The organism is Arthrobacter sp. Helios (assembly GCF_023167125.1).
Taxonomy (GTDB): Bacteria; Actinomycetota; Actinomycetes; order Actinomycetales; family Micrococcaceae; genus Arthrobacter_B; species Arthrobacter_B luteolus.
Window position 1 is genome coordinate 3,371,997 of the sequence record NZ_CP095402.1, and the last position, 13,139, is coordinate 3,385,135.

12 protein-coding genes are annotated in these 13,139 nt (G+C 66.3%); 8 read left to right on the forward strand and 4 right to left on the reverse strand.

Annotated elements, in window-relative coordinates; all coding sequences use genetic code 11:
• The first annotated feature begins 22 nt into the window (after positions 1-22).
• The 6 genes from ArtHe_RS15420 to dhaM all read left to right on the forward strand — a co-directional run bounded on the left by ArtHe_RS15420 (position 23) and on the right by dhaM (position 6,138).
• Positions 23-2,536, forward strand: coding sequence for an ATP-dependent Clp protease ATP-binding subunit (locus ArtHe_RS15420; RefSeq protein WP_066300707.1), 2,514 nt, complete (start codon positions 23-25; stop codon positions 2,534-2,536).
• Between the two features lie 136 nt (positions 2,537-2,672).
• Positions 2,673-3,203: an amino-acid N-acetyltransferase gene (locus tag ArtHe_RS15425; RefSeq protein WP_248317743.1), complete on the forward strand. Its 531-nt coding sequence runs from the start codon at positions 2,673-2,675 to the stop codon at positions 3,201-3,203.
• Positions 3,204-3,353: 150 nt separating this feature from the next.
• Positions 3,354-3,530: a CsbD family protein gene (locus ArtHe_RS15430; protein WP_248317744.1), complete on the forward strand. Its 177-nt coding sequence runs from the start codon at positions 3,354-3,356 to the stop codon at positions 3,528-3,530.
• 252 nt (positions 3,531-3,782) lie between these two features.
• Positions 3,783-4,784, forward strand: coding sequence for a dihydroxyacetone kinase subunit DhaK (dhaK, locus tag ArtHe_RS15435; RefSeq protein WP_248317745.1), 1,002 nt, complete (start codon positions 3,783-3,785; stop codon positions 4,782-4,784).
• A 2-nt stretch (positions 4,785-4,786) separates the two neighbouring features.
• Positions 4,787-5,428, forward strand: coding sequence for a dihydroxyacetone kinase subunit DhaL (gene dhaL, locus ArtHe_RS15440; RefSeq protein ID WP_248317746.1), 642 nt, complete (start codon positions 4,787-4,789; stop codon positions 5,426-5,428).
• Positions 5,425-6,138, forward strand: coding sequence for a dihydroxyacetone kinase phosphoryl donor subunit DhaM (dhaM, locus tag ArtHe_RS15445; RefSeq protein WP_066300719.1), 714 nt, complete (start codon positions 5,425-5,427; stop codon positions 6,136-6,138). Before dhaL ends, dhaM begins: the two co-directional genes overlap by 4 nt.
• Here dhaM and ArtHe_RS15450 read toward each other — a convergent pair.
• Positions 6,135-7,085 (reverse strand): A/G-specific adenine glycosylase, encoded by a 951-nt coding sequence (locus ArtHe_RS15450; RefSeq protein ID WP_248317747.1) that lies wholly within the window; start codon positions 7,083-7,085, stop codon positions 6,135-6,137. The two genes, dhaM and ArtHe_RS15450, sit on opposite strands and share 4 nt — an antisense overlap.
• An 88-nt stretch (positions 7,086-7,173) precedes the next feature.
• Here ArtHe_RS15450 and ArtHe_RS15455 point away from each other — a divergent pair, with 88 nt between their 5' ends.
• Positions 7,174-7,836 (forward strand): hypothetical protein, encoded by a 663-nt coding sequence (locus ArtHe_RS15455; RefSeq protein ID WP_248317748.1) that lies wholly within the window; start codon positions 7,174-7,176, stop codon positions 7,834-7,836.
• 61 nt (positions 7,837-7,897) lie between these two features.
• On the opposite strand, the gene disA is transcribed toward ArtHe_RS15455, so the two are convergent.
• The 3 genes from disA to ArtHe_RS15470 all read right to left on the reverse strand — a co-directional run bounded on the left by disA (position 7,898) and on the right by ArtHe_RS15470 (position 11,686).
• On the reverse strand, positions 7,898-8,974 hold the full coding sequence (gene disA, locus ArtHe_RS15460; RefSeq protein ID WP_066300726.1) for a DNA integrity scanning diadenylate cyclase DisA: 1,077 nt from the start codon (positions 8,972-8,974) through the stop codon (positions 7,898-7,900).
• Positions 8,975-9,121: 147 nt separating this feature from the next.
• A complete protein-coding gene (gene radA / locus ArtHe_RS15465) occupies positions 9,122-10,489 on the reverse strand; it encodes a DNA repair protein RadA (RefSeq protein ID WP_066300728.1) in 1,368 nt (455 codons plus the stop codon).
• A 66-nt stretch (positions 10,490-10,555) separates the two neighbouring features.
• Positions 10,556-11,686: an FUSC family protein gene (locus ArtHe_RS15470; protein ID WP_066300730.1), complete on the reverse strand. Its 1,131-nt coding sequence runs from the start codon at positions 11,684-11,686 to the stop codon at positions 10,556-10,558.
• 274 nt (positions 11,687-11,960) lie between these two features.
• Here ArtHe_RS15470 and pstS point away from each other — a divergent pair, with 274 nt between their 5' ends.
• Positions 11,961-13,079 carry a phosphate ABC transporter substrate-binding protein PstS gene (gene pstS, locus ArtHe_RS15475; protein WP_066301057.1) on the forward strand — a complete coding sequence of 373 codons (1,119 nt, stop codon included), beginning with the start codon at positions 11,961-11,963 and terminating at the stop codon, positions 13,077-13,079.
• The last annotated feature ends 60 nt before the right edge of the window (positions 13,080-13,139 follow it).

A 13,139-nucleotide genomic window follows, 5' to 3' on the forward strand; every position in this document is an offset into this window, starting at 1 on the left:
GCGTTAGCTAGGAGTGTGCCTCATGTTTGAAAGATTTACCGACCGTGCCCGTCGCGTTGTCGTGCTTGCCCAAGAAGAGGCACGCATGCTCAACCACAACTACATCGGCACCGAGCACATCCTGCTTGGGCTCATTCATGAGGGTGAGGGTGTTGCCGCCAAGGCCCTCGAATCCCTGAGCATTTCCCTGGGTGCCGTCCGCGAGCAGGTGCAGGAGATCATCGGCCAGGGCCAGCAGGCCCCGTCCGGTCATATCCCCTTCACTCCGCGGGCCAAGAAGGTCCTGGAACTCTCACTGCGGGAAGCCCTGCAGCTGGGCCACAACTACATTGGCACCGAGCACATCCTGCTGGGCCTCATCCGCGAGGGTGAAGGTGTCGCAGCACAGGTGCTCGTCAAGCTGGGCGCAGACCTGAACCGGGTCCGCCAGCAGGTTATCCAGCTGCTCTCCGGCTACCAGGGCAAGGAGCCCGTCTCCGCCGGCGGCCAGCAGCAGGAAGGCCAGCCGGCGGGTTCGGTGGTGCTTGACCAGTTCGGCCGCAACCTGACCCAGGCAGCGCGTGAGGGCAAGCTCGACCCGGTCATCGGGCGCGAGCACGAGATGGAACGGGTCATGCAGGTGCTCTCGCGCCGCACCAAGAACAACCCGGTCCTGATCGGCGAGCCCGGCGTGGGCAAGACCGCCGTCGTCGAAGGACTCGCGCAGGCGATCGTCCGCGGCGATGTTCCGGAAACCATCAAGGACAAGCAGCTCTACACCCTGGACCTCGGCTCGCTCGTGGCAGGTTCGCGCTACCGCGGCGACTTCGAGGAACGCCTGAAGAAGGTCCTCAAGGAAATCCGCACCCGCGGCGACATCATCCTCTTCATCGACGAGATCCACACCCTTGTGGGCGCCGGTGCCGCCGAAGGCGCCATCGACGCAGCATCGATCCTGAAGCCGATGCTGGCCCGCGGGGAACTGCAGACCATCGGCGCCACCACGCTCGACGAATACCGCAAGCACATTGAGAAGGACGCAGCGCTTGAGCGACGCTTCCAGCCGATCCAGGTCAACGAACCTTCCGTTGCCCACGCGATCGAAATCCTCAAGGGCCTGCGGGACCGCTACGAAGCCCACCACCGGGTCTCGATCACTGATGCGGCGCTGGCCTCGGCAGCAACCCTGGCCGAGCGTTACATCAGCGACCGTTTCCTGCCGGACAAGGCCATCGACCTGATCGATGAAGCCGGTGCCCGGCTGCGCATCCGCCGTATGACCGCTCCGCCGGAGCTGAAGGAAATCGACGAGCGCATCTCCGCCCTGAAGATGGAGAAGGAATCCGCGATCGACGCGCAGGACTTCGAAGGTGCTGCTTCCCTGCGGGACAAGGAGCAGAAGCTCCAGGACCAGCGCGCAGAGAAGGAACGCCAGTGGAAGTCCGGCGGCCTGGACGACATCGCCGAGGTGGATGAGGAACTGATCGCCGAAGTACTGGCGAACTCGACCGGCATCCCCGTGGTGAAGCTGAACGAAGAAGAATCCACGCGGCTGCTCAAGATGGAAGATGAGCTGCACAAGCGGGTTATCGGCCAGGACGAAGCCATCAAGTCGATTTCGCAGGCCATGCGGCGTACGCGTGCCGGCCTGAAGGATCCCAAGCGTCCGGGCGGTTCGTTCATCTTCGCCGGCCCCACCGGCGTCGGCAAGACCGAACTCGCCAAGGCCCTGGCGGAATTCCTCTTCGGCGACGAAGAAGCACTGATCACCCTGGACATGTCCGAGTACTCCGAGAAGCACACGGTGTCCCGCCTGTTCGGTGCCCCTCCGGGATATGTCGGCTACGAAGAAGGCGGGCAGCTGACCGAGAAGGTCCGCCGCCGTCCGTTCTCCGTGGTGCTGTTCGACGAGGTTGAGAAGGCCCACGCGGACCTGTTCAACTCGCTGCTGCAGATCCTGGAAGACGGCCGTCTGACCGACTCCCAGGGCCGGGTCGTGGACTTCAAGAACACCATCATCATCATGACGACCAACCTTGGCACCAAGGACATCTCCAAGGGCGTTATGACCGGTTTCCAGTCCGGAACCGACACGAAGACCGGCTACGACCGGATGCGTGCCCGGGTCACGGAAGAGCTGCGCCAGCACTTCCGCCCCGAGTTCCTGAACCGTGTGGATGACACCGTGGTGTTCCCGCAGCTGACCCAGGACGAAATCGTTCAGATCGTGGATCTGTTCGCCGAACGCCTGGGCAAGCGGCTTGCGGAGAAGGGCATGAGCATCGAGCTCAGCCCGGCTGCCAAGATCCTGCTGGCCACCCGCGGCTACGATCCCGCGATGGGCGCCCGCCCGCTGCGCCGCACCATGCAGCGCGAGATCGAGGACCAGCTCTCCGAGAAGATCCTCTTCGGGGATCTCAAGCCCGGGGAAACGGTTTCGGTTGACGTTGAGGGCGAAGGCGACGACGCGAAGTTCACCTTCGTGGGTCACGGTGCACCGCGCGCCATCGAAGAAGCCCCTTCGGCCATCGAGGCCGGCGTAGGCGACGCCAAGTAGCGGCAGGCACCACCAGAAGCACAGAGCAGAACCAAGCAGAAGGAGCTCCCGGGAAACCCGGGAGCTCCTTCTGCGTTCCGCCCGGACCGGATGCCCGGTTCGCGGCCGCAGCCCGGAGAAGTCCTAGACTGAACCAATGACGCTTACCGCACAGACAGCCCCGGTCACCGTCCGCCGCGCCCGCACCTCCGACGTGCAGCACATCCGGGAACTGGTGGCTCCGCTTGCCGACGAACGGGTCCTGATCGCCAAGGAGGCGGTGGCCTACTACGAAGGCCTGCAGGAGTTCCGCATCGCCCAGGACGCTGAGGGAAACGTGATTGGCTGCGGCGCGCTGCACGTGATGTGGGAGGACCTGGCTGAAGTCCGCACCCTGGCAACGCATCAGGACTGGCGGGGCCGCGGCGTCGGCCACCTGCTGCTGGAACAGCTGCTGGCTGATGCGGTGGACATTGGCGTTTCCAGGGTTTTCTGCCTGACCTTCGAGGTTGATTTCTTTCAACGGCACGGCTTTGAGGTGATGGAAAACCAGGCTGCGGTGGATCCGCAGGTTTATTCAGAACTCCTGCGTTCCCAGGATGAAGGCGTGGCCGAATTCCTGGACCTCGCACGGGTGAAACCAAATACGCTTGGCAATACCCGCATGATTCGATCTGTTCGCGGGTAGTGAACTGCCCGATATTACTGGCCATCGAGTAGCGAACCAGATAGAGTAAGGGTACTTAGCATCCACATAAGCCGAGAGCCGGCCGCAGCAGGAATCGTAATGAATCCGACGCGGTAAGCACCTCGGGAGATCAGAAAGCGGGTACCTAATATGGGCGCAGATGACAAGATGCAGAATAAGGGCGAAGAAGTAGGCGGCAAGGTGAAGGAAGGCCTCGGAAAGGTCACCGGAAACCACAGCATGGAAGCCGAAGGCCAGGGCGACCAGGCCAAGGCCAACATGAAGCAGGCCGGCGAGCACGTCAAGGATGCTTTCAAGGGTAAATAGTTTCGGCTAGACCCGGCACGGACAGAATCCGTGCAGACTCCCGGACGCTGTTGTCGCTGTTGACCGGGAAACCCGGAAAACCCGGGAAACACTGAAGGAAGGGCAGACGCCCTTCCTTCAGTGCGTCCGGGCTCATTCGCAGCCTGTGCAGCGCCGCTGCCGAGGGGTAGGGTTGCCTGAATCAGCGATCAGACAGGCGACGGAGCCTGTCCGGTTTAATCCCGTCCTTGTGGGTAAGAGGAGCGTCAGGCCATGAAGAAACTCATCAATGATCCCCGCGCGGTGGTAGCCGAATCCCTGGAAGGCTTCGGACAGGCCCACCACGACCTCGTCACCGTTCACGCCGATCCCGCGTACGTCCTGCGCCGTGACGCCCCCGTACAGGGCAAAGTCGCGCTGGTATCGGGCGGTGGCAGCGGACACGAGCCGCTCCATGCCGGTTACGTAGGACGGGGCATGCTCGACGCCGCCGTCCCGGGCGCCGTCTTCACCTCGCCCACCCCAGACCAGGTCCTGCCCGCCATCACCGGCACCGACTCCGGCGCCGGAGTGCTGCTCATCGTCAAGAACTACACCGGTGACATCCTCAACTTCGAGACGGCAGCGGAACTGGCCCAGGTTGAGGGCATCCAGGTCCGGACCGTAGTGGTGAACGACGACGTCGCGGTGGAAGACTCGCTGTACACGGCCGGCCGGCGCGGGGTCGGCGGCACCGTGCTGCTGGAACGGATTGCCGGAGCCGCGGCGGAACGCGGTGACGACCTTGACTCCGTCACCGCCGTTGCCGAGCGCGTCAATGCGAATGTCCGTTCCATGGGTGTGGCACTGAGTGCCTGTACCGTCCCGCACGCGGGGGAGCCGAGCTTCGAGCTCGCCGAGAACGAGATCGAGCTGGGCGTGGGGATCCACGGCGAACCCGGGCGGCGGCGGATGCCGATGGCGAACGCGGACACAATCACCGACCAGCTGCTCGAGCCGGTCCTCGCCGACCTGGACACAGCCTCCGGAGACCGCGTGCTGCTGTTCGTGAACGGCATGGGCGGGACGCCCCTGAGCGAGTTGTACATCGTCTACCGCCACGCCGCTAAGGTCCTGGCGGACCGCGGGGTCCACGTGGAACGTTCCCTGGTGGGCAACTACATCACTGCCCTGGAAATGCAGGGAGCGTCAGTAACCGTACTGAAACTAGATGACGACATGATCGACTTGTGGGACTCGCCGGTTCATACCGCGGCCCTGCGGTGGGGAGTATAGGGATGGACCTCAACGCCCAGTGGGCCGCTGCCTGGATGCGTGACGCGGCCGCGGCCATGTCCGAAAACCGCCAGCGCCTCATCGACCTTGACCGGGCAATCGGGGACGCGGACCACGGCGAGAACATGGACCGCGGCTTCACCGCGATCGTGGAAAAACTCGACGCCGACGGCGTTCCGGCCACTCCCGCGGACGTCTTCAAGCTGGCTGCCATGACTCTGATGTCCAAGGTCGGCGGCGCCGCCGGACCGCTGTACGGCACGGCGTTCCTGCGTGGTTCCACGGCCGTCACGGGCAAGGAGATCCTTAGCGCGGACGACGTCGTCGCCTTCCTTGCAGCCGCGCGGGACGGGATCGTCAGCCGCGGCAAGGCAGAACCCGGAGACAAGACCATGGTGGATGCCTTCACGCCCGCCGTGGAAGCGGCGCAGACCGCAGCCTCCGCGGACGCCGGCGGACCCCAAACCCTGGCGGCGGCAGCCAACGCAGCCGAGGCCGGTCTGGCCGGCACCGAGCCGCTGATCGCGCGCAAGGGGCGGGCCAGCTATCTCGGGGAGCGCAGTGCGGGCCATCTAGACCCCGGAGCCGCCTCCACGACCCTGATCCTGCAGGCGGCAGCGCAGGCTGCAGGGGAGAAGGCATGAAGGTCGGGCTCGTTATCGTTTCGCACAGTGACAAGCTCGCCGAGGGGCTCAGCGAACTTGCCGGCCAGATGGCGCCCGATGTGGCCATCATTGCTGCCGGCGGAACTGACGACGGCGGGATTGGCACCAGCCTCGAGAAAATCCAGGCGGGCATCGCCCAGGCGGATGGGGGAGCCGGCGTCGCGGTGCTGGCCGATCTCGGCTCGGCTGTGATGACCGCTGAAATGGCGCTGGAATTCCTGGAACCGGATCAGCGGGACAGGGTCCGGCTCGCTGATGCTCCGCTGGTCGAAGGGGCTGTTGCCGCTGCGGTGGCCGCCCAGACCGGGCAGGACCTGCAGGCCGTGGTGCGGGACGCTGAGGCAGCAGCCGCCTCGATGGCAGGAGCCGCAGGCAGTACAGCGCCGGCGGAGGCCGTGCCCGAGCTTGACGACATCGACCAGGATGACACCGGTGTGCGCGAGGCGTCGTGGGAACTGATCAACCCGATGGGGCTGCATGCCCGGCCCGCAGCGGTTGTTGCCCAGGCCATGGCGGACCTCGACGCGGACATTACGATCAACGGCGTGGACGGCAAGTCCGTGATGATGCTGATGACCCTCGGGCTGAAGGCGGGGGACACCCTCACCGTTTCGGCGCACGGGCCGGACGCGGAACGAGCGGTGGAGATGCTGGGGTTGGAAGTCCGAAACGGTTTCGGGGAAATCTAGGCCGGCAGCCGAAGGCCGTCCGCAGAGAGTTCGGCCAGGCCGTCACGCAGCAAACCCTCCAGTGCCCTTTCGAGCTGCTCCTGGGGAGCTGACAGGGCATGCAGCGCTGCCAGCGGTGTGGTCACTGCTTCCTTGCCGGCGGTGAGGTCCACCGGACCGGCCAGCAGCAGTTCGCGCAGGACGGGTCCCTCAGCTTCCCTGAGCACGGCCATCATGGCTCCACGCACCTGGCGGTCGGTCCCGTGCCAGGCCTGGCCCTTGGGGATGTAATGCGGTTCCGGCCTGCCGGCGCGCACCCAGGCGCAGTCTGCCAGCACCGGGCAGTCCGTACAGCTGGGGTTCCGGGCCGTGCAGACCAGGGCCCCGAGTTCCATGACGGAGGCGTTCCAAGCCACCGACCCGGCGGCGTCGCCGGGCAGCAGCGAGACCGCCAGACGCATTTCGGCCGCCGTCAGGGACGGCGAGGGCAGGGCGTTGCCGGTCACCAGCCGGGCATGCACCCGGCGGATGTTGGTGTCCACCACAGTTTCCCGCTGCCCGAAGGCGAAGGCCGCCACGGCCGCCGCGGTATAGTCGCCGACTCCGGGCAGGGTGAGCAGCGCGGCATGGGTGCCCGGGACCTCGCCGCCGTGTCCGGTGACAATGGCTGTGGCCGCCGCATGCAGGCGGAGGGCCCGCCGGGGATAACCCAGCCGGCCCCAGGCCCGGACGGCCTCTCCGCTGGGTTCTGCCGCCAGGGACGCCGGCTCCGGCCACCGCTGCATCCATTCCTGCCAGATGGGCAGGACGCGGACCACCGGAGTCTGCTGCAGCATGACCTCGCTGACCAGGACGCCCCACGGGCTGCAATCCGGTTCCCGCCAGGGCAGGGGGCGGGCGTTGCGGGCGAACCAGGAGGTGATACGGGTATGCAGTTGCGGCACTTGAGCTTCCTGCTCCGGTTCCATGCGCTGCTCCTTCCGTATTGACCAGCAATACTCTACTGATCGGCGTGGGGTCCGCCGTAATCCGGGCCAGTCTCCCTAGCCTTAAGCCATGGCGGTAAAAGGATCCAGCAGAACCCAGCCCAGCAAAGCGGTCTACCGCCGTCGCCGGCTGTTCCTGCTCCTGGTCCTGGCCGCAGTCCTCGGCGGCCTGGTGTGGGGCGGATTCGCCCTGGCCGGTGCGCTGACTGGAGACAAGGACGCCTCGGCCTCCGAACCGTTCCAATCAGCCCCGGAATCCTCTCCGTCAGCAAGCCCGGAGACGAGCGCCCCGGAGTCCGCCGGGGAACCAAAACCGGATGCCTCAGGGAAGGCTGAAGAGCCCGATGCCAGCTGCCCGGCTGCAGCGGTGAAGGTGGCTGCCGCGACCGACGCCCCGGCCTATGCCGCGGGGACCAACCCTCTGCTGACCCTCTCCGTGACCAACACCGGGACGGAACCGTGTGAAATCAACGTGGGCACCAATCAGATGGAATTCATCGTCACCAGCGGTTCAGACCGCATCTTCTCCTCCGCGGACTGCCAGGACGGCGGGGCGGACCTGATGAAGGAATTTGCTGCCGGAGCCACCGAAAAAGCCAACTTCACCTGGGAGCGGCTGCGGTCGGCGCCCGGATGCGGGCCAGTTGCCAGCAACCCGAATCCAGGCTGGTACGTCTTCACCGCCCGGTTGGGCGAGGCGACGAGCGAGAAGGCAGTTTTCCAGCTGGATTAACGCTTTCCGGCCGGACTATCCGCGGCGGCACCGCGGACCGGCGCCCGGCCATATCAACCGGCTACATAAACCGGTCGAGCAGGCTCGTTTCAGCAATCCGGGACAGGCCCTCACGAACCGTGCGGGCCCGCTGTTCTCCGATTCCGTCCACCTGCATCAGGTCTTCGATGTTCGCGGCCATCAGGTTCTGCAGGCCGCCAAAATGGTCCACCAGCCGGTTGGAGACCGCCGGAGGGACGCTCTTGATATTGCTCAGCAGGCGGTACCCGCGCGGCTGCACCACCGCTTCCAGGGACTCCTGGCCGGGCTGGAAACCCACCACAGTGGCGATCTTGCCCAGGTCCACCATGTCGGAGGAGCTGAGGTTCTGCAGCGTCGCCATCCGTTCCTCCACGTCATCCAGGCTGCCGCTGACGTCCACGTAGTCCCGGATGATCATTTCGCTGCCCGGGCCCAGGCCGGTGGTCAGTTCCTCCAGCTGCAGGGAGAGCAGGCGCCCATCGACGCCGAGTTCCAGGACGTACTGGGAGATTTCCTCGGAGATGCGGCGGACCATTTCCTGGCGCTGGAGCGTGACGGCGACATCCCGCATGGTGACCATGGCTTCGATCTCCAGCGCGGAGAGGGAGTTGGTGACCTGGTCCAGGCGGGCACGGTAGCGCTCCAGCGTGGCCAGCGCCTGGTTGGCGCGGGCCGCCACGGGCTCGGACCCTTCCAGGACGTGGCGGAGGCCGCCGACGTAGAGCTGGATGATCTGCATGGACTGGCTGACGGAAATGACGGGAAAGCCGGTCTGGATGGCCACGCGCTCCGCCGTGCGGTGCCGGGTTCCGGATTCGTGCGTCTCAATGGTGTGGTCCGGCACCAGCTGGACCGCGGCCCGGAGAATGTTCGCGCCATCCTTGTCGCAGACGATGGCACCGTCCATTTTGGCCAGTTCGCGCAGCCGGGTGGAGGAAAACTCGATGCCGATGTCGAACCCGCCGGAACAGATGGAATCCACTGTGCGGTCGAACCCCAGGACGATGAGCGCTCCGGTGCGGCCGCGCAGAATCCGCTCGAGTCCATCGCGCAGGGCGGTTCCGGGGGCAACCCTGGCCAGCGTGGCCTTCAACGCATCCTCGGGGGTGCGAGCCATTGTCACTTCCTTCCGGCCAGTCCGGCCCACGGACGTTCTGGGCGTGGGTGCGCAGACACTTCACCATAGTAATGCGCGAAACGGCCACATTTGTCACTTCCGTCACCGGAGTATGACAAATGAACCATCAGGCTTGGCCGGCAGGATCTAGAAGAGCAGTTCCAACGCCTCGGAAAGCGTGGATACCTCTCTTACCTTGAATCCGGCGGGCACCTGCCCCGGTCCGTTGGGCGACGCCGGAACCACGGCGTGGCTGAAACCGAGCCGTTCGGCTTCCTGCACCCGGCGGGCGATTCCGGGGATGGGGCGGACCTCACCCGCCAGCCCCACCTCGCCGAAGGCGATGAGGCGGGCTGGAAGCGGCTTGTTCATTTTGGCGGAGGCGACGGCCAGCGCAACAGCGAGGTCAGTGGCAGGCTCGGTGAGCTTCACGCCCCCGACGGTGGCCACGTAGCTGTCATCCTTGGCCAGGTTCATCGAGGCCCGCTGCTGCAGGACCGCCAGCAGCATCGCCACCCGGGCCGAATCGAGCCCGCTGGTGGCCCGGCGGGCCTGGGCATTGCCGGTTTCGGCGAGCAGTGCCTGCACCTCGGCAACCAGCGGACGCCGCCCCTCGAGGGTCACGGTGATGCAGGTTCCGGAAACCGGGTCCTTGGTCCGGGAGACGAAGAGTCCGCTGGGGTCGGCGAGTCCCTCAATGCCGTCCTCAGTGAGGTCGAAACAGCCGACCTCGTCCGTGGGGCCGTAACGGTTCTTGACGGCGCGGAGCAGCCGCAGGCGGGAGTGCCTGTCGCCGTCGAACTGGCAGACCACGTCCACCAGGTGCTCCAGCAGCCGCGGCCCGGCGATGGAGCCGTCCTTCGTGACATGCCCAACCAGCAGGGTGGTCATGTTCCTGGTCTTGGCGGCGTTGATGAGGGAGGCGGCGACCTCGCGGACCTGGCTCACCCCGCCGGCACTGCCGTCCACCGCGGCGCTGCTGAGGGTCTGGACCGAGTCGACGATCAGCAGGGCCGGCTTGACCTGCTCCACCTGGCCCAGGGCCTGGCCCAGGTCGGTTTCGGCGCTGAGATAAAGGCTGCCGGAGACCGCGCCGATCCGCTCCGCGCGCAGCTTGACCTGTGCCGTTGACTCCTCGCCCGTGACATACAGGACGTCCCGGCCCAGGCCGGCAACCCGTGAGGCGACATCCAGGAGCAGGGTGGACTTTCCGACGCCGGGCTCCCCGGCCAGCAGGATCACAGCCCCGGGGACCAGGCCGCCGCCCAGCACCCGGTCCAGTTCGCCGACGCCGGTCGGCTGGTAGGCAGCCGTGGTGGCATCGACATCGGCAATCAGCTGTGCGGGGCGGGCAACCGTTGCTGCTGCGGTGGTGCGGGCCAGTACTTCCCCGGCTTCCTCGACCGTTCCCCAGGCCTGGCACTCGCCGCAGCGGCCCACCCACTTAGCGGCGGTCCAGCCGCATTCGGTGCAGCGGTAGTTGGCGGTCTTCGCCCGTGTTGTCTTCGTGGCCATGCCAACAGGCTATCCCGCGGCACTGACGGAGCTTCGCCGCGAAAGCACCGCGGAGGATGGCGGCTGCTAGACCTCGGAGAGGTAGGTCACCGCTTCCTCGTGGCTGAGGCCGGTGGCTTCCAACAGGTCCACCACCAGGGGGCGGAACAGCATCACCAGGGCGTCGCCGTGCAGGTCCGTGACGGCCAGTGACGCCGGATGCAGGCGGGAGCCGACGGCGGCCAGTTCGTTCCGTGCCTGACGCAGGTGGCGCTCCCGCATGGCAGGGGATTCGCCGCCGCCCAGTGCGCGGGCCAGCACGTCAACGGCGTCGGCCGTGTCATTGATGACTTCGGAGACCTTCTCCACCGCCTCATCCGAGAGGGCGGCGTGGTTGATCACCGAGGTGGTCCGCCGGGCGAACACCCGGCTGTTCCGGATGGCCAGGTCCAGGTAGCTGACCGAACCGCGCAGGTCCCCCAGCTCGGCAAGGTAGCGGCGGTAGGCCGGGGAAATCCGGGCGACCTCGCGTGCATCACGGATGCTGCGGGACAGCATGTCCAGCTGCGGCTGGGTATTCCGTGCCCGGACCAGCGCGTGCCAGGCCAGTGTGGAGTCGCTGCGGGCCAGGGCGTCGGCGGTCTGGCGCAGCACTGCGGAGAGTTCGCTGAGCAGCTCACGCACATTGGACTTCGGTTCACGCCGTGGATCACGCGGCGCCAGCATGGTGACAATCAGGGCGCAGAGGCCGCCCACGACGGCGTCGGCGCTGCGGGTGAACACCCCGCCGTCGGGCGCCGGAAGCAGCACCACCAGCAGGGACTGCAGGCCCAGCTGCGTGGTGAAGATGACACCGCGGTCCAGGAAGCGGGCCAGCATCAGCGAGGTGAAGAGCACGATGGCGGCCTGCCACAGACCGTTGCCGAGCACCTGCAGGAGGATTTCACCGATAGTGATGCCCAGGGTGCAGCCAATCCCGACTTCCAGCACCCGCCGGGTGCGCGGTTCGCGGGAGAAGCCAAGCGAGATCAGGGCAGCGGTCGCGGCGAACAGCGGGGCCTCGTGGCCCAGGACATACTCGGCGAAGGCATAGGCGCCCACCGCACAGATGGTCATCTGCAGTGCGGGGATCACCGAGGCGCCGCTGCGTTTCAGCCCGATCCGGAACCGGTCCCGCAGGAAACCGCGGGTGGCGGAGAGACTGTCACGGGCGGGCATGCCAACAGTCTAGGACGGAGCGGCTCCAGTCAGGGTGCTGCGCGGGCACTGTGACCTCCCGATCACCGCAGCGAAGCGCTGCGGGAGCCGGCCCGGAAGCCCGCCCGGAAGCTCCGAATCCTGTCCCGGCGCAGAATTCCCGAGCTGCTTGGTTCGAGTTCACTTTCCGTTCACCTTGGCGGGCCACTCTCAATCCGGGACGACCAAACGTCCCAGCGAAAAGACTCCCGGCGTTGACGCGCCGGATATACCACCCTTGAAAGGGAACACAATCGTGAAGGTATTCCGCTTTGGCCGCACTGCGGCCGTACTCTCGGTGGCAGCACTGTCCCTGGCCGCGTGCGGCAGCGACAACGCCACCGACGCCGCCGGCACTGAAACTTCTGCCTCCGCCTCGACCGTCTCGGGAACACTGTCCGGCGTCGGCGCCAGTTCACAGGCCTCGGCCATGGATGCCTGGATTGCAGGGTTTAGTGCCGCGCACCCCGGCGCGTCCGTCCAGTATTCACCGGATGGTTCCGGTGCCGGACGGGAGGCCCTGCTGGCCGGCGGTGCGCAGTTCGCCGGCTCGGACGCCTACCTGAAGGATGAGGAAGCTGCCGCGTCGCAGAAGGTCTGCGGTCCGGACGGCGCCTTCAACGTTCCCGCCTACATCTCCCCGATTGCGATTGCCTTCAACCTGGACGGTGTGAAGGAACTGAACCTGGACGCCGCCACGATCGCCGGCATTTTCCGCGGAGAGATCAGCACTTGGAACGATCCGGCGATCGCCGGGCAGAACGAGGGCACCGAGCTGCCCGCCACACCGATCACCGTTGTCCACCGGGCAGATGACTCCGGAACCACCACTAACTTCACCGACTACCTCGCCGCCGCGGCTCCGGAGGTCTGGACTACCGAGGCCGACGGCGAATGGCCGGCTGAACTCGACGGCCAGGAGAACGCGCAGGGCACCAGCGGCGTCGTCTCCGCGGCCAGCGCAACCAACGGCGCCATCACGTACGCCGATGCCTCCGCCGTCGGGAACATGGGCAAGGTATCGGTCAAGGTGGGCGACGAGTACGTTGCCTACACCTCCGACGCCGCGGCCAAGGCCGTCGAGGCCTCCACTCCGGTCACCGGCGAAGGCCGTCCGGACGTTGACATGGCGATGGATCTGGCCCGCGACACCACGGAATCCGGCGCCTACCCTGTGGTTTTGGTCTCCTACCACATCTACTGCACCACCTACCAGGACCAGGAGACCGTGGATTTGATCAAGGCTTTTGGTGAGTACGTGGTGAGCGAAGAGGGACAGGCTGCAGCTTCCGACGCCGCCGGCAATGCCCCGCTGTCCGCTAACCTGCAGGAGCAGGCCGTCAAGGCCCTCCAATCCATCAAGGTCGCATCGTAATACCCGGCCAGCCGAGGCAGGCCCCCGCACAGCGCCACGGCGCACTGCGGGGGCATTTGC

Excerpts from the sequence above, each read along its gene's own strand:
- ArtHe_RS15420 (WP_066300707.1), top strand. The coding sequence starts at position 23 with ATGTTTGAAAGATTTACCGACCGTGCCCGTCGCGTTGTCGTGCTTGCC.
- ArtHe_RS15425 (WP_248317743.1), top strand. The coding sequence starts at position 2,673 with ATGACGCTTACCGCACAGACAGCCCCGGTCACCGTCCGCCGCGCCCGC.
- ArtHe_RS15430 (WP_248317744.1), top strand. The coding sequence starts at position 3,354 with ATGGGCGCAGATGACAAGATGCAGAATAAGGGCGAAGAAGTAGGCGGC.
- dhaK (WP_248317745.1), top strand. The coding sequence starts at position 3,783 with ATGAAGAAACTCATCAATGATCCCCGCGCGGTGGTAGCCGAATCCCTG.
- dhaL (WP_248317746.1), top strand. The coding sequence starts at position 4,787 with ATGGACCTCAACGCCCAGTGGGCCGCTGCCTGGATGCGTGACGCGGCC.
- dhaM (WP_066300719.1), top strand. The coding sequence starts at position 5,425 with ATGAAGGTCGGGCTCGTTATCGTTTCGCACAGTGACAAGCTCGCCGAG.
- ArtHe_RS15450 (WP_248317747.1), bottom strand. The coding sequence starts at position 7,085 with ATGGAACCGGAGCAGGAAGCTCAAGTGCCGCAACTGCATACCCGTATC.
- ArtHe_RS15455 (WP_248317748.1), top strand. The coding sequence starts at position 7,174 with ATGGCGGTAAAAGGATCCAGCAGAACCCAGCCCAGCAAAGCGGTCTAC.
- disA (WP_066300726.1), bottom strand. The coding sequence starts at position 8,974 with ATGGCTCGCACCCCCGAGGATGCGTTGAAGGCCACGCTGGCCAGGGTT.
- radA (WP_066300728.1), bottom strand. The coding sequence starts at position 10,489 with ATGGCCACGAAGACAACACGGGCGAAGACCGCCAACTACCGCTGCACC.
- ArtHe_RS15470 (WP_066300730.1), bottom strand. The coding sequence starts at position 11,686 with ATGCCCGCCCGTGACAGTCTCTCCGCCACCCGCGGTTTCCTGCGGGAC.